Here is a 17,030-nt window from a genome sequence, read left to right as displayed (position 1 = left end):
ATAGCTGACGACGAAAACAGCCCGCTGCCTGCTCTCCGCGAGACCGCATGTCTTCCTCCTATATCGACACCTATTACCGCCGCACGCTCGCGACCGAGGAAAGCTATCCGCCGGCCGAAGGCGCGCTGAAGACGGAAATCTGCATCGTTGGTGGCGGCCTTGCCGGCCTGACGGCGGCGCTGGAACTTGCCCGCGCCGGTCGCTCCGTCCTGCTGCTGGAGGCTGAGCGCGTCGCCTGGGGCGCATCGGGCCGCAATGGCGGCTTTGTCAGCCCGGGCTATGCGACTTCGCTTGCCGCGATCGAGCGCCAGACCGGGCGCGAGCAGGCCGACGAACTCTATCGCCTGACGATGGAGGGCGTCGAAATCGTCCGCGGCAATATCGAGAGCCTCGCGATCACGGAAGCCGCGCCGTCGCCCGGCATCATGAAGGTCGTGCGCTATGATGGCGGTGCCGGGCTTCAGGCGGCGCGCGATACGCAGGAGAAGCGCTTCGGACGGAAGCTCCGCTATCTCGGCCGCGACGAGACCCGCGCGCTTTTGAATTCGCCGAAATATCACGCCTCGCTGACGGCCGACGATTCCTTCCATTTCCATCCGCTGAACTATGCCCGTGCGCTCGCCCGCGAGATCGTCCGGCTCGGTGGCAAGATCCACGAAGGCTCGCCGGTTATCTCCTGCGAGCTCGACGGCGCCGTGAAGCGGTTGAAGACGGCCAAGGCCACGATCGCGGCCGAGCAGGTGCTGTTCACGACCGGCGGCTATACTGGAAGCGTCCTGCCGGCCTTGCGGCGCGCCTACATCCCGATCGCGACCTATGTGCTGCTGACCGAGGCCGCACCGGACCTGATCCGGCAGGCGATCCGCATCGGTGCCGGCGTCGGCGACGACCGGCGCGCGGGCGACTATTACCGCACGGTCGAGGGCGGCTCTCGCATCCTCTGGGGCGGGCGGATCACCACCCGCACGACCGAGCCCAGCGACGTCGCCGCGATCCTGCGCCACGAGATGGTCACGACCTATCCGCAACTTGCCGGGCTCAAGATCGAGGCCGCCTGGTCCGGCCTGATGTCCTATGCGCGCCATCTCATGCCGCAGATCGGCCAGTACCGGCCAGGCGTCTGGTACTGCACGGCCTTCGGCGGCCATGGCATGAACACCACCGCGATCGGCGGCACTGTCATCGCCGAGGCGATCCAGGGTGCCAGCGACCGCTACAAGCTGTTCGCGCCCTTCGGCCTGGTCTGGAACGGCGGCCCGTTCGGCACCGCCGCGGTCCAGTTGACCTACTGGAGCTATCAGGCCGCCGACCTGATCCGCGGGCGCTAGGACCTGTCTAGCCTGACCGAGGCGGGAGCTCTGGCCAGCTAGATCAGCGCCAGCAGATGCAGTCCGGCGAAACAGCCCGCACCGCCTGCGATCAGCAGCAGCGGGTTGACCGGCGTCAGCATCAGCAGGGCTGTCGAGACGAGCGCGATGGCCCGGCCGAGCCAGCCGGTGTCGAGGGACAGGATCAGCACATAGCTCGCCGCCAGGATCATCCCGGCCGCGACCGGCCGTAAGCCCTTTTCAAGCGCGCGCAGCAGGCGAGCGCCTTCGTAGCGCGACCAGATATGGGCGACGCCGTAGATCAGGAAGGCGGTCGGTCCGAAGATGCCGGCGGTCGCTGCGACTGCCCCCCAGAACCCGGCGATCTGCCAGCCGATCAGTGTTGCCAGCAGCGAGCCAGGTCCCGGTGCCAGCCGTGCGATCGCGAAGGCGTCGACGAATTGTGAGGCGGTCATCCAGTGGTGCACCTCGACGATCTGCCGATGCATGTCGGCAATGGCGCTCTGGCCGCCGCCGATCGTCACCAGGGACAGCGGCAGGAAGACAAGAAGGATGCTGAAGGGGAGGGACGGCATCGGATGAAGCTCAGCCGTTCCTGTAGGCCACGGCAACGCTGATCGAGCCGAAGCCCAGCACTGTCCAGAGCAGCGGCCATTTCAGGATCGCGACGGCGACGAAGGTCGCGGCCATGATCGCGAGCGGAAACACGCGGCGCGGTACCCGGCGCGCGGCTGTCAGCCCCATCGCCAGTGACAGGCCGATTGCTGCCGACGCCGCGCCGCTGAGTGCGACATGGCTGAGCTCATAGCCCGCGAGCCAGGCGAAGGCGCTGCCGATCAGAACGATGACGAAGGCGGCCGGCACGACGATGCCGAGCCAGGAGGCGATGGCGCCGTTGCGCCCGCCGAGCTTGTAGCCGATCCAGATCGCCATGTTGGTGACATTGACGCCGGGCAGGGCCTGCGCGACCGAAAGTCCGTTGAGGAAATCCTCCTCGCTCATCAGGCGGCGACGCTGCACGAATTCCCTGAGCATCCAGCCGCTCAGTCCGCCGCCGAAGCTGGTCAGCCCGATCCGTGCGAAGATCAGGAAGAGTTGCAGCGCGTTCGGGCGCTCGGCCAAGGCATCCGGCATCTGATTCTGCGTCCTGAGACGGCTGACGAATCCAGAAAGCAGGCTTCGTCGGAATTGGCCAGCGTCGAACTGCATTGCCGGCATGAGGCCGGGCTCTGCGGGCCTGATGAGGCGGAGGAAGCCTCAGCGGGTTGGAGCGCCCGGCCGGCGTAGGGTGCGCTTGACGGCGCGCTTCAACTGGTCGCCGGCCTTGCGCACGAGCTCCCGGTTGCTGCCGCGATGCCCTTTGCCGGACGATAACGCCGGGAACGGCAAGGGCGCCTCCCTGTGCTGTGCCGTCATCCTTGCAGCGGGCGCCGCCTCCGCCGCCACGAGCATGAGTTCGGGTGCGCTGACCGGCGGCGCCGCCATGGCCGGGTCGATGAAGGCCTTGATCGGCAGGTGGTCGGAGGCGATGCGCGCCAATGGCGTGTCGTGGACCGCGACCTCGGACAGGATCTCCGGGCGGTTGGCGATGATCCGGTCCAGCGCCAGCAGGGGCAGCCCTGCCGGGAAGCTCGGCACCGGCACGGGCATCGCGCCGAAGGCGGCATCGAGCGCACTGAGCGCCGAGCGGCCGCCGAGCCGCCATTCGTTGAGGTCGCCGAGCAGCAGGGTTGGGCGCTCGTCCCGGCTGCGCATCAGGTCGATGATCATATGCGCCTGTTGCGAGCGCGAACGCCTGAGCAGCCCGAGATGCGCGGCGACGATCCGAAGCGCCGCGCCGCTCTCCAGGTCGATATCGACGACCAAGGCCCCGCGCGGCTCGAGGCCCGGCAGCGAGACCTGATGGACATCGCGCACCAGCCCCTGCCGGAACAGCACGACATTACCGTGCCAGCCATGGGCCGCGGCATTGGCACTTTCCACCGGAACCGGGACGAGCCCCGTCTCTTCCTTCAGCCGGGCGAGGTCGAGCAGGCCGTGGCGGGCGCCGAAGCGCTTGTCGGCCTCCTGCAGGGCGATCACGTCCGGGGCGATCTCGCGGATCACCTGCCCGATCCGGCCGGGATCGAAGCGGCCGTCGACGCCGACGCATTTATGGACGTTGTAGGACGCGACCAACGTGCCGCCTGTGCGACCATTACCGTCCGCCGCCACGGTGCCGGGACGGTTCTTGCGCTGGCGCAGCGAGGCGATGATGCTGGCGGGGAGGCTCTGGTTCTTCTTCTGCATCGCTCCGCCGGCTCGTGCTCCGGACCCGCCTGGTCGAACGGGTGAAGGCTTAGGCATTCATGGCGTCAGGGAGATGACCGGGCCGGTTCAGAGATAGGGTGAGCCGAGCCAGATCAGCCTGTCGATCAGACGCATGACATAGGGCCGGGCGCGCAGGCCGGCAAGCGTGACCGGTGTCGCGCTCGCCATCACCGTCTCGATCCGGCGCTCGATCGCGCGAGTGAAGCCGTGGTCGAGGACTTCGAGATCGATCTCGAAATTCAGACGCAGCGAGCGGGGATCGAGATTGGAGGAGCCGATATAGGCCCAGCTTCCGTCGATGGCGAGGAGCTTGGAATGGTCGAAGGCACCGGTCGAGCGCCAGATCCGGCAGTAATTCTTCAGGATTTGATCGAATTGCGCGGTCATGGCGCGGTCGACCAGCACGAGATTGTTGACCGACGGCACGACGATATCGATGTCCACCCCGCGTCGCGCCGCGGTGACGAGCGCGCTGATCAGCTCCTGGTCCGGCAGGAAATAGGGAGACATGATCTTGACCGAATGGCGCGCCACCGACAGCGCGCCGATCAACAGCTTGTGATTGGTCTCCAGATAGGCGTCCGGTCCGGACGGCACCGCGCGCGCCAGCACGGGCATGCCGCCTCGTTCCAGCGCGGGAATCTCCCAGGCGGAAGCGGTGAGCGCTTCGCCGGTGGCGAAGCACCAGTCCTCGGCCGCCACCGCGAAGAGGTCGGCGACCACCGGCCCTTCGATGCGGAAATGCGTGTCATGGGCGAAGGCATCGCCGGCGAATTCGCGGGTGAAGCCCTCGCGGATGTTCATGCCGCCCATGAAGCCGACGACCCCGTCGACGACGATGATCTTCCTGTGCGTCCGGAGATTGGCATAGGGCAGCCTCAGCCCCATGATGATGTTGCCGTTGAAGACGTCGACCGCGACGCCGCCCTCCTGCAGATGCCCGGCGATGCTCGGCACCGAATAGCGCGCGCCGACCGCATCGATCAGCACCCGGACCGTGACGCCGCGCCGATGTGCGTCGATCAGCGCATCGGCGATGCGCAGGCCGATCGGGTCGCGGTCGAAGATGTAGCTTTCCAGGATGATGCTGCGTTCGGCAGCCGCGATCGCAGCGAGCATCGCGCCATAGGCCTCGTCGCCGGTTTCCAGCGTTTCGATGCGGTTTCCGGTCGTCAGCGGATGGCGGGCGACGCGGTCGCCGAGCGTCTTGAGCGCAAGAAAGCGCCGGCCGAAATTCGTGGCGACCGCCTCGTCCTCGACATGAAAATCGGCCGCCGCCATGCCATGGCCCGGCCGTTGGGCCATGATCGAGGCGCGCCGGATGCGGTTGACCCCGGCGATGGCGTAGAGCAGCGGCCCGACGATCGGCGAGAGGATGATGACGCCGACCCAGCCGATGGCGGCGCGCACCTCGTCTTTCGTCATCACCGCATGCGCGCCTGCGACGGTCGACGTCATGATGGTGATGACGGCGAGGATATGCGGCCAGTAGTCTTGGAGAATCCCCCACATGGGACCGAGGCTAGAGCATTTTCGAGCGAAGTGGGCACCGGTTCGCGTGAAGAAAATGCGATCGGAGAAAAAAGCGGGATTGCGCACGCGATTTTTGAATCACGAACCCAGTCCCGTCTGTGGCGGCGCGATCCGTCATGCTCAACCGGCTTTGGCCGCTCCCGCACCTGAGGGCTGCACGATCTTCGCCTGTGAGGGCATCTCGATCGTCGCGACCAGGGCGGATGGCCGGGCCCGCGAGCTCCGCCGCCGTCGACGAGAGACCCGAGAGATAGCCGATCTGGTCGAGTGGGATGCCGGCAGCGGCGAGACCCGGTCCGCGTCAAGCTCTGGCAGGGGCATGGGGACGGCCGGAAGACTCGACTCGCCTTCCGGCGGGCACCCTTGTATAGGAACAAATAGAGAACAATTATCGTGCTCCCATGCCGGAAACCGCACCGACCTTGTCCGATCTGCGTCGTAGCCTTGCCGAAGCCGCCCGGCGGAGTGGCACGGCTGCGGCCGACCGGATCGGCCTGGGCGTGCCCGGTCTGGACGAAATCCTGAACGGCGGGCTCGTGCGGGCGGCGCTGCACGAGGTCTATGCCGCCGAGGTCGCGGATCTCGCTGCTGCGACCGGTTTCGCGCTCGGCCTCGCGTTGCGGGCAGGGCAGGTCGAGGAGAAGACCGGCGATCGCACCATCTTCTGGGCGCGGCAGGATTTCGTCGATGCCGAGTCTGGGCGCCTGCATGCGCCGGGACTGAACGAATTCGGCCTCGATCCGGCGCGTCTGCTGCTGGTGCGGGCGCGGGACGGTGAGGGCGTATTGCGGGCCGGAGCCGAGGCGGCGCGCTGTCCGGCACTGGGCGCCGTGCTGATCGAGCCCTGGGGCGAGCCGCGCCCTTTCGACCTGACGGCGAGCCGGCGTCTCGCTTTGGCGGCGGAAGCCTCGGGCGTGCCGGTGCTGCTGCTGCGCGTCGCTGCCGCCGAGGTGCCGAGCGCGGCGCGCACGCGCTGGCAGGTGAGGGCGCTCGCCTCGCGGGCGCTGGAGGCGAATGCGCCGGGCACCCCGGCCTTCGCCCTGAGATTGCAGCGCCAGCGCGGCGGCGCGGCCGAACGTGAGTGGCGTGTGGAGTGGGACCGTGACCGACATTGCTTTGCGGAACGCAACCTTTTCGATCGCTCTGCCCGGACAGACCATGTCGCGCCGCTATCTCGCCCTCTGGTTCCCCTATCTGGCGACGGACAGGTTGCGGCGGACGGGCGCGATTCCGAATTCCGGCGCGCCGGCTGAGAAGCCGCATGTGTTGACCGAGATGCAGGGCAATGCCCTGCGCATCGTCGATTGTGATAAACGCGCCGTCGATCTCGGCCTGACGCGGGATATGACGCTGGCTGATGCCCGCGCCCGCATACCCGACCTCGTCGCGCTGGAGACGCAGCCGCAGGTCGATCGCGAGTTCCTCGAAGCGCTCGCCGGTTTCTGCGACCGTTTCACCCCGCTGGTCGCGTTGGACGAACCGCACGGCCTCATGCTCGACATCACCGGCTGCGCCCATCTCTTCGGCGGCGAAGCCGGGCTCGGCAATTTGGCCGGGCGCTCCATGCAGCGCGGGGGCCTCAAGGTGAAGGCCGCCATCGCCGGCACGCCCGACGCCGCCCGCGCCTGCGCCCGCCATGGCCATGGGGGCCTCGTCCTGCCGGGCCAGGAGGAGGCGCTGCTGCGCTCGCTGCCGACCGCGGCGCTGGATACCGACGTGGAAACCGTGATCGCGCTCTCCCGCGCCGGCCTCAAGACGCTCGCCCATCTCGCGGAGCGCCCCTCGGAGACGCTCTCCGCTCGTTTCGGCGAGGCCTTGGCGGTCAAGCTCCGGCGCATCCTCGGTCATGAAGACCGCCGCATCACGCCGCTTCGACCGCCGCCAGATTGCGTGGTCGAGCGTCATTTCGCCGAGCCTTTCACCGATGCGGCGAACCTCGAAGCCGTGGTCGTCAGGCTGATCGGGGAGGCGGCGCGGGTGCTGGAAGCCCGCGGCGAGGGCGGGCGCATCTTCGAACTCGGTTTCTTCCGCAGTGACGGCACTCTCCGCCGCCTCGCCATCGAGACCGGCCGCCCGTCGCGCGACGCCAAGGCGCTGCTCCGGCTCTATCGCGAGCGCGTCGAGACGCTGGCCGACCCGCTCGACCCCGGCTTCGGTTTCGATGCGATCAAGCTTGCCGTGCCCCTTTGCGAGCCGCTCGACACGCCCCAGCAAAGCCTCGATGGCCGGGCGGTCGAGGAGGAGGCGGTGGCCGATCTGGTCGACCGGCTCGTCACCCGCTTCGGCCGCGACCGGGTGCTGCGTTTCGTGGCACAGGAGACGCATCATCCCGTCCGTGCCGCCAAGGTGCTCTCCGCCGCTGCGCCATTGCCCGAAGCAGCCTGGCCCGCGCCCGAGCCGCAGGAGCCGCCGGCCCGCCCGCTCCAGCTTTTCGAGCCGCCTCAACCGATCGAAGCGATCGCGGAGGTGCCGGACGGTCCGCCGATCCGCTTCCGCTGGCGGCATCTTATCCATGACGTCGCCCGCGCCGAGGGGCCGGAGCGCATCGCTCCCGAATGGTGGCGCGACGGTTCGGACGAGCCGATGCGCGACTATTACCGCGTCGAGGATGTGCAAGGGCGCCGCTTCTGGCTCTACCGCATTGGCTTCTACGAGGCTGACAGCGCTCCGCCGCGCTGGTTCCTGCACGGGCTCTTCGCATGAATCAGATTGGGAGCCCCTTCGCTGAACCCGTTGCCGCCTCGCATTTTTCCTTCCTGCGTGGCGCTTCGCCGGGGCCACATATGGTGCTGACGGCGCTGCTGCTCGGCTATTCCGGCATCGGCATCGCCGACCGCAACACGGTGGCGGGCGTCGTGCGCGCCTGGGCGGCGCTGAAGCAGTTGCGCGAGGACGGCCTGCCGGCGCCCGACAAGGTCAGGGAAGGCGGCAGCCCCGGCGAATATTACTGGGCCGAGAACCCCGAATGCGCCGCCCTGCCTTTCACTCCCGCAGAGATGAAGGCAAAGGCGGAGTGCTTCAAGCTCGCGACCGGCACGCGCCTCGTCTTCGCCGACGGCACGCCCGACATTGTCGCCTACCCCGCCAATCGCGCCGGCTGGGGCCGGCTTTGCCGCCTGCTCAGCCATGGTAACCTGAAGGAGGGGGTGAAGAAGGGCGAATGCCGGCTCGTCCTCGACGATCTCCTGAACGATGCCCGCGACCTGCTGCTGATCCTGATGCCCGCGCGCAGCCTCGATGGCCTGCCCGATTTGCTGGCCCGGCTCGACGATGCCGCCCCCGGCGCGGTCTGGCTTGCCGCCAGCATGCACCGGCGCGGCGACGATCGCCGTCGCCTCGCGCGGCTCAAGGCCATCGCCGCAGCGACCCGCACGCCGCTGATCGCGACTAATGACGCGCTCTACGATTCCATCGCGCAGCGCGACCTGCAGGACGTGCTGACCTGCATCCGTGAGGGCACCACCATCGAGCGGGCCGGGCGTCTGCTCGAATCCAATGCCGAGCGCCATCTCAAGCTGCCGCAGGAGATGGCTCGCCTCTTCCGCGATGCGCCCGAGGCCATCGCCGAGACGCAAGCCCTGTTCTCCCGCATCGAATTCGATCTCGGCCAGCTCAAATACGAATACCCCGATGAGCCGATCCCGCCCGGCTGGAAGGATCAGGACTGGCTGGTGGAGCTGGTCCGGCGCTGCTGCCTGATCCGCTATCCCGACGGCGTTTCGGACAAGGTTCAAGGCTTGCTGGCGAAGGAGCTCGCCCTCATTGAGAAGCTCGAATACGCCCGTTACTTCCTGACGATCCGCCAGATCGTCGAGTTCGCCGAGAGCCGGGGTATCCTCTGCCAGGGCCGTGGCTCGGCCGCCAATTCCGCCGTCTGCTACGTGCTCGGCATCACCGCTGTCGACCCGGACGAGAACGACGTGCTGTTCGAGCGCTTCATCTCGACCGAGCGCAAGGAACCGCCCGATATCGACGTCGATTTCGAGCATGAGCGGCGCGAGGAGGTGATCCAGTGGATCTATGAATTCTATGGCCGTGAGCGCGCCGGCATCGCCGCCACCGTGATCCATTATCGGCCGCGCAGCGCTATCCGCGAGGCCGGCAAGGTGCTGGGCCTGACCGAGGACGTCACCGCCCGCATCGCCGATACGAATTGGGGGAGCTGGGGCAGCGAGATCGGCGATGCGCGCGTCCGCCAGGCCGGGCTCGATCCGACCAATCCGACGATCCGCCGCGCCGTCGACTTCGCCACCCGGCTGCTCGGCTATCCCCGCCACCTCTCGCAGCATGTCGGCGGCTTCGTCCTGTCGCGCGGACGCCTCGACGAGACCGTACCGATCGGCAATGCCGCGATGGAGGACCGCACCTTCATCGAATGGGACCGCGACGACATCGACGAACTCGGACTGATGAAGGTCGATGTGCTGGCGCTGGGCATGCTGACCTGCATCCGCAAGGCGTTCGATCTGATCAGGGAGAATGGAGGACAGGATTACGCGCTCGCCGACCTCAAGGATGGCGACAAAGCGACCTACGACATGCTCTGTGAGGGCAAGTCGCTCGGCGTCTTCCAGGTCGAGAGCCGCGCCCAGATGAACATGCTGCCGCGGCTGAAGCCGCGGAAGTTCTACGATCTCGTCATCCAGGTTGCGATCGTCCGCCCCGGCCCGATTCAGGGCAACATGGTCCATCCCTATCTGAAGCGGCGGGCGAAGATTGAGGAAGTGACCTATCCAGCTCCTTCACCGGAGCATGGGCAGCCGGACGAGCTCTTCGAGGTCTTGAACAAGACCGAAGGCGTCCCGCTCTTTCAGGAGCAGGCCATGCGGCTCGCCATGGTCGCCGCCAAATTCTCGGACATCGAAGCCAATGGCCTGCGCAAGGCGATGGCGACCTTCCGTAATGCCGGCACCATCGGCAATTACGAGACGATGATGGTCGAGCGCATGGTGGAACGTGGTTATGAACGCGATTTCGCCCAGCGCTGTTTCGAGCAGATCAAGGGCTTCGGCAGCTACGGTTTCCCGGAGAGCCACGCCGCCTCCTTCGCCAAGCTGGTCTACATCTCCTCTTATCTGAAGCGATGGTATCCGGCCGCCTTCGCTGCCGCATTGCTGAATTCCCAGCCGATGGGTTTCTACGCGCCGGCCCAGATCGTGCGGGAGGCGGAGGAGAACGGCGGCGTCGAGCCGCGCCCGGCCGATGTCAATTCCAGCTTTTTGGACAACAGCTTGGAGGCCGTTTCGGAATCAAGTTCTTACCGCGATCGGCCGGGTCAGGAGAGCAAAAGGGATCCCTTCGCCTTGCGTCTTGGCTTCCGCCAGATCGACGGCTTCAAGGAGGACTGGGGCAAGGCCATTGCACAGGAGCGTGAAGCGGGTGGCCCCTACCGCGATGTCGAGGAACTGATGCGCCGCGCCGACCTTCCCGCCCGCGCCATGCGCCTGCTCGCCGATGCCGATGCCTTCCGCTCGATGGGGCTCGACCGCCGAGAGGCACTCTGGGCCGTGCGCCGCCTGCCGGACGATCCCGTTCTGCCGCTCTTCCAGGCCGCGCAGGCGCGCGAACTGGGCTCGGAGCGGAGCGTGGCACTCCCGGTCATGCCGCTCGCCGAGCATATCGTCGCCGATTACCAGACGGTGCGCCTCTCGCTGAAGGGCCACCCGATGCAGCTCTTGCGCCCGCGCTTCCGCCGTGAGGGGGTGCTGAGCTGTGCCGAGACGGAGGCGAAGCCCGATGCCGCCTTTGTCCGTACGGCTGGAATCGTGCTGGTGCGGCAGCGGCCGGGCAAGGGCAACGCCATTTTCATCACGCTGGAAGATGAGACCGGCATCACCAATGTCGTGATCTGGGCGAGATTGTTCGAACGCTTCCGCCGCGAGGTCATGGGGGCACGGTTGATGCTGGTCGAGGGCCGGGTCCAGAAGAGCGTCGAGGGCGTCACCCACCTCATGGCGCAGCGCATCGCCGATCGCTCGATCGACCTGCTGTCGCTCTCGGATACGCATCGCGCCGAGGTTCCGATGCCCGTGGACGAACTGAAGAACCCGCCGCTGCCGCGCCATCGCCACCCGCGCAATGTTCGTATCCTCCCGAAATCGCGGGATTTCCATTGAGGGAGGCGATGCGTGGGAAGGTGCGATCCGTCCGCCAAAACAAACTTCTATAATGGGAGTTAAATAAGAAAAAACGCGCTATCTGCCGTAAATTGAACCTTTGCCGCCATGGATATAAGTGTTTGTTCGATTTATCGAACAGGCGGCAGCGATCATGGCGAACGGCTTCGGCTCGGACGAACCCACCGCGACCACGCCGGCAGAGGCATTGCTGGCGCATCGTGCGGCCGCGCTCGATACGGCGTTCGGCAATGAGGACGTTGCCGGGCGTCTCGCCGGCATCGTCGGAGAAGCGCAGGGGCGGGTGGTCTTTACCACCTCCTTCGGCCTTGAGGATCAGGTCCTCACCCATTTCATTGCAGCGGCGAAGCTGCCGGTGACCTTCGCAACGCTCGATACCGGCCGGCTCTTCCCGGAGGTCTACGCGCTCTGGCAGGGGACCGAGGAGCGCTACGGCATCGTGATCCGCCCGTACTATCCGCGCCATGACATGCTTGAGCTTCATGTCCGCCAGAATGGCATCAACGGCTTCTATGGCTCGCGCGAGGCACGCAAATCCTGCTGCGACATCCGCAAGGTCGAGCCGCTCGGCCGGGCGCTGGCCGGCGCTTCCATCTGGCTGACCGGCCTGCGCGCTGATCAGTCGGCAGCGCGCGGCGGCGTCAAGCTGGCGGAGGCCGATGCAACGCGCGGCCTCGTCAAGGCGAGCCCGCTGATCGACTGGACGCGCGAGCGCGCGCTCGCCTTCGCGCAGGAGAACGGCGTGCCGATCAACCCGCTGCACGCGCAGGGCTTTGTCTCGATCGGCTGCCAGCCCTGCACCCGCGCCATCCGCCCCGGCGAGCCCGAGCGGGCCGGGCGCTGGTGGTGGGAGGATGATGCGGCCAAGGAGTGCGGCCTGCATGTGGGACAGGACGGAAAGCTGGCGCGCGCCACGCTCTCGGCTGTGGAGCTGCGCCAGTGATCCAGCTCAGCCATCTGCAGAAGCTCGAGGCCGAGGCGATCTTCATTATTCGCGAGGTCGTGGCGACCTGTGACAAGCCGGTGCTGCTCTATTCGATCGGCAAGGACTCGGCCGTCCTGCTGCATCTCGTGATGAGAGCCTTCTATCCGGCCAGGCCGCCTTTCCCGCTGCTCCATGTCGATACGACCTGGAAGTTCCGCGAGATGGTCGCCTTCCGCGACGAGACGGCACAGCGGCTCGGGCTCGACCTGATCGTCCATATCAATCGCGAGGGCGTCGAGGCCGGGATCAACCCCTTCGCCTCCGGCTCGCGCGTCCATACCGATGTGATGAAGACGCAAGGGTTGAAGCAGGCGCTCGATCTCCACAAATTCGATGCCGCCTTCGGTGGCGCCCGCCGCGACGAGGAGAAGAGCCGGGCCAAGGAGCGCGTCTTTTCACTGCGCTCGCCGGAGCATCGTTGGGACCCGAAGAACCAGCGCCCCGAGCCCTGGCAGCTCTTCAACACCCGCAAGCATCGCGGCGAGAGTTTTCGCGTGTTTCCGCTGTCCAATTGGACCGAGCGCGACGTCTGGGACTACATCGCCCTAGAGAATATCCCGGTCGTGCCGCTCTATTTCGCCGCTCCGCGTCCGGTCGTTCGGCGCGACGGCGCCTGGATCATGCGCGATGACGAGCGCATGGACCTGCGCCCCGGCGAGACCGTCGAGACCCGCATGGTCCGCTTCCGCACGCTGGGCTGCTATCCGCTGACCGGCGCGGTCGAGAGCGAAGCGGCAAACCTCACCGATATCATCGCCGAGATGCGCTCCTCCCGCTCCTCCGAACGGCAGGGCCGCGTCATCGACCATGACGGCTCCGGTTCGATGGAGCAGAAGAAGCAGGAAGGCTATTTCTGATGGGCTTCGCGCTCGCCAAGAAGAAGGCACTGAGGCTGGCGCAGGCCCCGCTTCCGGCCAATGATGCGCCCGGCATCAGCGAAACCGGCCAGCACTCGCTCTTGCGTTTCATCACCTGCGGCTCGGTCGATGACGGCAAGTCGACCTTGATCGGCCGCATGCTCTACGAGGCGGGCGCGGTCTTCGACGACCAGCTCAGCGCCCTCGACAGCGATTCCCGCAAGTTCGGTACTCAAGGAGCGGAGCCCGATTTCGCGCTGCTGGTCGACGGCCTCTCGGCCGAGCGCGAGCAGGGCATCACCATCGATGTCGCCTATCGCTATTTCGCGACGCAGAACCGCAGCTTCATCGTCGCCGACACGCCCGGCCACGAGCAGTACACCCGCAACATGGCGACCGGCGCCTCGACCGCCGATCTCGCGATCATCCTGGTCGATGCCCGCAAGGGCCTGCTGCCGCAGACGCGGCGCCACTCCTTCATCGTCTCGCTGGTCGGCGTCCGCCGTGTCGTGGTCGCCATCAACAAGATGGACCTCGTCGGCTATGACGCGGCCGTCTTCGAGCGGATCGCGGAGGACTATCGCGCGGCGGTGCGGAACCTCGGCTTCGCCTCGATCCGCTTCATCCCGGTTTCGGCCCGCGACGGCGAGAACGTTATGCGCCCGTCAGCGCTGATGCCTTGGTATGACGGTCCGGCGCTACTGCCTTATCTCGAAAGCGTCGCGATCGCGCGCGCTGCGCCGGCCGAGGAGGGCTTCGTCCTGCCGGTGCAATGGGTCAATCGGCCTGATCTCAACTTCCGCGGCTATGCCGGAACCCCCGTCACGGGCCGCGCCCGCGTCGGCGATCCCGTCGTGGCGTTGCCTTCGGGCCGCACCAGTCGGATCGCGCGCCTGATCGGTGCGGCGGGCGATGTCAGCCAACTCACTGCCGGCCAGGCTGCGACGGTGACGCTGGAAGACGATACCGACATCTCGCGCGGCGATGTCATTGCCGCGGCCGGGACGGCGCTCCCGGTCAGCCGTGGCCTCAGGGCACGCCTGCTCTGGACCGGCGAGCGCGCCATGCTCGAAGGCGGCCAGTTCCTGTTGAAGCTCGCGACGCAGAGCGCAAATGCCACGGTCGAGATGCTGCATCACAGCATCGATATCGAGGGCTTCCAGCCGCTGCCGGCGCAGAGCCTGGGCATGAACGGCATAGGCCTCGTGACTCTGCGCCTCGATCGCCCGCTGGTCTCGCTGCCTTACGCCCGCAGCCACGAGCTCGGCGGCTTTATCCTGATCGATCGCATCAGCAACGAGACGGTGGCCTTCGGCTTCGTCGAGTCGGGCGAGGGGGCTGTCCAGCAGGCGGTGGGCGAAGGCGGGGCGCTGGCGCGTGCGCAGCGCGGCGTCATCCGTATCGTCGGCCGCTCGGGTACGCCGGATCGCAGGGCCTGGTTGGCCGGCGTGAGCTGGCGCGTCCTGAGCACGGCTGGGCTGTTCGCGGCAGCTTTCGCGCTGACAGCCAATGCGGCAGCATCTTTGGCGCTGGCCTTCGGCGACATCCTGCTGCGGCCGGGCTTGCGGGCGCTGCATATGCGCCTCTGGCGCAAGGCTCCGGCCGGGTTTTTGCAGCACGGCGCGGGGATCTGACGGTGGAGGACTAAGTCCCGACCACCGCCGTCGCCTCGATCTCCAGCAGGGCTTCCGGCTCGACCAGCGCGGTGACCGCGACAACCGCCATGGCCGGGAAATGCCGGCCGAAGGCCTCGCGATAGGCCGGCCCCATATCCTTGAGGCTGGCGCGATAGGTCGCGATATCCGTGACGTACCAGGTCAGGCGCACGATATCCTCGACACGCCCGCCGCCAGCCTCGACCACCGCCCTGATGTTGAGGAAGGTCTGGCGCAACTGTCCGATGAAGTCCTTGGCGAAGACGCCCTGCGCGTCCCAGCCGACGAGCCCGCCAGTGACCAGCACGCGGCCTTCCGCCACCATGCCGTTGGCATAACCGCGCGGCTGCGGCCAGCCTTCGGGTAGAATGGCGCGGGATTGCGGGTGGTCGGACATGGCGTATCGCCTCGATTCAGCCGTTCAGGCTCTGTTGGAAGAAAGGTCAGGTCTCGCCCTGCGCCATTTGGCGCAGGGCGAAGCGTTGCAGCTTGCCGGTCGCCGTTTTCGGCAGGGCTTCGACGAATGCGATGGCGCGCGGATACTTATAGGGCGCGATGCCGGCCTTCACATGCTCCTGCAGCACCTTGGCCAGCGCCGCATCGCCGGTGAGCCCCGCGCGCAGCACGACATAGGCCTTCACGATCTGCCCGCGCTCGGGGCAGGGCGCGCCGACCACGCCGCATTCCGCCACCGCCTCATGGGTCAGCAGGCAGGCTTCGACCTCGGGGCCGGCGATATTGTAGCCGGCCGAGACGATCATGTCGTCGGAACGGGCCTGATACCAGAAGTAGCCGTCTGCATCGCGCAGATAGGTGTCGCCGGTGATGTTCCAGCCGTTCAGCACATAGCGCGTCTGCCGCTCGTCGGCGAGATAGCGGCAGCCGGTCGGGCCGCGCACGGCGAGCCGCCCGGGCGTGCCGTCCGGTACGACCTTGCCGTCTGCGTCGACGATCTTCGCCTCGTAGCCCGGCACCGGAATTCCGGTCGCGCCCGGCCGGATCGCCTCGCGCGGTGCGCCGATGAAGATATGCAGCATCTCGGTCGCACCGATGCCGTCGAGCAGTGCCATGCCGGTCCGCGCCTGCCAGGCGTCGAAGGTCGCCTTGGGCAAGGCTTCTCCGGCCGAGACGCAGATGCGGAGCGAGGCGATATCCCGGCCGTCGAGCTTGTCGAGCATGGCGCGATAGGCCGTCGGCGCGGTGAAGACGACGCTGACCTTGTGTCGTTCGACCGCTTCGATGAGCTCGGCCGGGCCGGCCTTCTCGGGCAGCACCATCGCCGCGCCGATCCGCATCGGGAACAGCACGAGGCCGCCGAGCCCGAAGGTGAAGGCGAGCGGCGGCGAGCCGGTGAAGCGATCATCCGGCGAGGCCTTCAGCACGCGCGCGCCGTAGCAGTCGCAGATCGCCAGCATATCCTGGTGGAAATGCATGGTGCCTTTGGGCTCGCCGGTGGTGCCGGAGGTGAAGGCGATCAGGCAGACATCGTCGCGGGCGGTGTCGGCGGCCTCGAACCGCGCGTAGCCCGGTTGCGCCATCAGGGTCTCCAGCTCGCTGTCGGCGCTGCCGAACGCGACGATGCGGGCAAGCTCGGGCACTTGCGCCCTGGCGTTTTCCAGCTCCACGGTGAGACGGTGGTCGCAGAACGCGAGGGCGATCCGGGCCTTTCGCAGGGGATACGCAAGCTCGCCCGCTCGCAGCATCGGCATGGTTGCGACCGCGACGCCACCGGCCTTGATGACGGCGAGATAGGCGGCGACCATCATCGGCGTGTTGCCGGCGCGCAGCAGAACCCGGTTGCCGCTCACCATGCCCAGATCGCGCGTCAGCACATTGGCGATGCGGTTCACCTTGTCGGCGAGGTCGGCATAGCTCCAGTGCAGATCATTGGCGATCACGGCGGTGCGCCCGCCGCGATCTTCGGCAATGTGCCGGTCGAGCAGCTCCGCGACGCAGTTCAACCGCTCGGGATAGGCGAGCCCTGCCTCTTCCAGTCTCAGATCGGGCCAGCTTTCGCGCGGCGGCAGGTTGTCCCGCGCGAAGCTGTCCTCATGTCCCGATCTCGCGAACCCGGTTGCTGTCATGGCGTTCCCCTGCCTTTGCGGCATGTGCTTTCAAGAGGTCGCGCGCGATCACGACCTTCTGGACCTCGCTCGCACCCTCGTAGATGCGCAGCGCCCTGATCTCCCTGTAGAGTTCCTCCACCTTGACGCCCCTGGTGACGC

At 67.1% G+C, this 17,030-nt stretch carries 13 protein-coding genes and 1 pseudogene; 7 read left to right on the top strand and 7 right to left on the bottom strand.

Annotated features, from left to right (window positions below; all coding sequences use genetic code 11):
- The first annotated feature begins 47 nt into the window (after positions 1–47).
- On the top strand, positions 48–1,328 hold the full coding sequence (locus tag J0I42_RS00075) for an NAD(P)/FAD-dependent oxidoreductase (protein WP_291651552.1): 1,281 nt from the start codon (positions 48–50) through the stop codon (positions 1,326–1,328).
- A gap of 38 nt (positions 1,329–1,366) precedes the next feature.
- On the opposite strand, the gene J0I42_RS00070 is transcribed toward J0I42_RS00075, so the two are convergent.
- The 4 genes and pseudogenes from J0I42_RS00070 to J0I42_RS00055 all read right to left on the bottom strand — a co-directional run bounded on the left by J0I42_RS00070 (position 1,367) and on the right by J0I42_RS00055 (position 5,150).
- Positions 1,367–1,903, bottom strand: a complete 537-nt coding sequence (locus tag J0I42_RS00070) for a chromate transporter (RefSeq protein ID WP_291651551.1) — start codon at positions 1,901–1,903, stop codon at positions 1,367–1,369.
- A 10-nt stretch (positions 1,904–1,913) separates the two neighbouring features.
- A complete protein-coding gene (locus tag J0I42_RS00065; RefSeq protein WP_291651549.1) occupies positions 1,914–2,462 on the bottom strand; it encodes a chromate transporter in 549 nt (182 codons plus the stop codon).
- A gap of 357 nt (positions 2,463–2,819) precedes the next feature.
- Positions 2,820–3,617, bottom strand: a pseudogene (locus tag J0I42_RS00060) (endonuclease/exonuclease/phosphatase family protein); the annotation flags it as partial.
- 87 nt (positions 3,618–3,704) lie between these two features.
- Positions 3,705–5,150 (bottom strand): phospholipase D-like domain-containing protein, encoded by a 1,446-nt coding sequence (locus tag J0I42_RS00055; RefSeq protein ID WP_291651547.1) that lies wholly within the window; start codon positions 5,148–5,150, stop codon positions 3,705–3,707.
- Between the two features lie 443 nt (positions 5,151–5,593).
- Here J0I42_RS00055 and J0I42_RS00050 point away from each other — a divergent pair, with 443 nt between their 5' ends.
- The 6 genes from J0I42_RS00050 (at position 5,594) to J0I42_RS00025 (ending at position 14,784) form a co-directional block, all read left to right on the top strand.
- Positions 5,594–6,424: an ImuA family protein gene (locus tag J0I42_RS00050; protein WP_291651545.1), complete on the top strand. Its 831-nt coding sequence runs from the start codon at positions 5,594–5,596 to the stop codon at positions 6,422–6,424.
- On the top strand, positions 6,330–7,874 hold the full coding sequence (locus J0I42_RS00045) for a Y-family DNA polymerase (protein ID WP_291651543.1): 1,545 nt from the start codon (positions 6,330–6,332) through the stop codon (positions 7,872–7,874). The genes J0I42_RS00050 and J0I42_RS00045 overlap by 95 nt, the downstream gene beginning before the upstream one ends.
- On the top strand, positions 7,871–11,287 hold the full coding sequence (locus J0I42_RS00040; RefSeq protein WP_291651541.1) for an error-prone DNA polymerase: 3,417 nt from the start codon (positions 7,871–7,873) through the stop codon (positions 11,285–11,287). Before J0I42_RS00045 ends, J0I42_RS00040 begins: the two co-directional genes overlap by 4 nt.
- Positions 11,288–11,441: 154 nt before the next feature.
- Positions 11,442–12,251 (top strand): phosphoadenylyl-sulfate reductase, encoded by an 810-nt coding sequence (locus J0I42_RS00035; RefSeq protein WP_291651539.1) that lies wholly within the window; start codon positions 11,442–11,444, stop codon positions 12,249–12,251.
- A complete protein-coding gene (cysD, locus tag J0I42_RS00030; protein ID WP_291651537.1) occupies positions 12,248–13,150 on the top strand; it encodes a sulfate adenylyltransferase subunit CysD in 903 nt (300 codons plus the stop codon). Before J0I42_RS00035 ends, cysD begins: the two co-directional genes overlap by 4 nt.
- Entirely contained in the window at positions 13,150–14,784 is a 1,635-nt protein-coding gene (locus J0I42_RS00025) for a sulfate adenylyltransferase subunit 1 (protein ID WP_291651535.1), read from the top strand. Before cysD ends, J0I42_RS00025 begins: the two co-directional genes overlap by 1 nt.
- Positions 14,785–14,794: 10 nt before the next feature.
- Here J0I42_RS00025 and J0I42_RS00020 read toward each other — a convergent pair whose 3' ends face one another.
- The 3 genes from J0I42_RS00020 to J0I42_RS00010 all read right to left on the bottom strand — a co-directional run.
- On the bottom strand, positions 14,795–15,202 hold the full coding sequence (locus J0I42_RS00020; protein ID WP_291651533.1) for a RidA family protein: 408 nt from the start codon (positions 15,200–15,202) through the stop codon (positions 14,795–14,797).
- A gap of 46 nt (positions 15,203–15,248) precedes the next feature.
- Entirely contained in the window at positions 15,249–16,889 is a 1,641-nt protein-coding gene (locus J0I42_RS00015) for a benzoate-CoA ligase family protein (protein ID WP_291651531.1), read from the bottom strand.
- Positions 16,855–17,030, bottom strand: a 176-nt coding sequence (locus J0I42_RS00010) for an acyl-CoA dehydrogenase family protein (protein ID WP_291652630.1), incomplete at its 5' end; no start/stop codon positions are given. The genes J0I42_RS00010 and J0I42_RS00015, both read right to left, overlap by 35 nt.

It is taken from the genome of Allobosea sp. (assembly GCF_017308015.1).
Lineage (GTDB): Bacteria > Pseudomonadota > Alphaproteobacteria > Rhizobiales > Beijerinckiaceae > Allobosea.
Note: the sequence above shows the minus strand (reverse complement) of the source record. Positions and strands in the feature narration are given on the sequence as shown.

Excerpts from the sequence above, each read along its gene's own strand:
- J0I42_RS00015 (WP_291651531.1), bottom strand. The coding sequence starts at position 16,889 with ATGACAGCAACCGGGTTCGCGAGATCGGGACATGAGGACAGCTTCGCG.
- J0I42_RS00020 (WP_291651533.1), bottom strand. The coding sequence starts at position 15,202 with ATGTCCGACCACCCGCAATCCCGCGCCATTCTACCCGAAGGCTGGCCG.
- J0I42_RS00075 (WP_291651552.1), top strand. The coding sequence starts at position 48 with ATGTCTTCCTCCTATATCGACACCTATTACCGCCGCACGCTCGCGACC.
- J0I42_RS00055 (WP_291651547.1), bottom strand. The coding sequence starts at position 5,150 with ATGTGGGGGATTCTCCAAGACTACTGGCCGCATATCCTCGCCGTCATC.
- J0I42_RS00070 (WP_291651551.1), bottom strand. The coding sequence starts at position 1,903 with ATGCCGTCCCTCCCCTTCAGCATCCTTCTTGTCTTCCTGCCGCTGTCC.
- J0I42_RS00035 (WP_291651539.1), top strand. The coding sequence starts at position 11,442 with ATGGCGAACGGCTTCGGCTCGGACGAACCCACCGCGACCACGCCGGCA.
- J0I42_RS00040 (WP_291651541.1), top strand. The coding sequence starts at position 7,871 with ATGAATCAGATTGGGAGCCCCTTCGCTGAACCCGTTGCCGCCTCGCAT.
- J0I42_RS00065 (WP_291651549.1), bottom strand. The coding sequence starts at position 2,462 with ATGCCGGATGCCTTGGCCGAGCGCCCGAACGCGCTGCAACTCTTCCTG.
- J0I42_RS00045 (WP_291651543.1), top strand. The coding sequence starts at position 6,330 with ATGTCGCGCCGCTATCTCGCCCTCTGGTTCCCCTATCTGGCGACGGAC.
- J0I42_RS00025 (WP_291651535.1), top strand. The coding sequence starts at position 13,150 with ATGGGCTTCGCGCTCGCCAAGAAGAAGGCACTGAGGCTGGCGCAGGCC.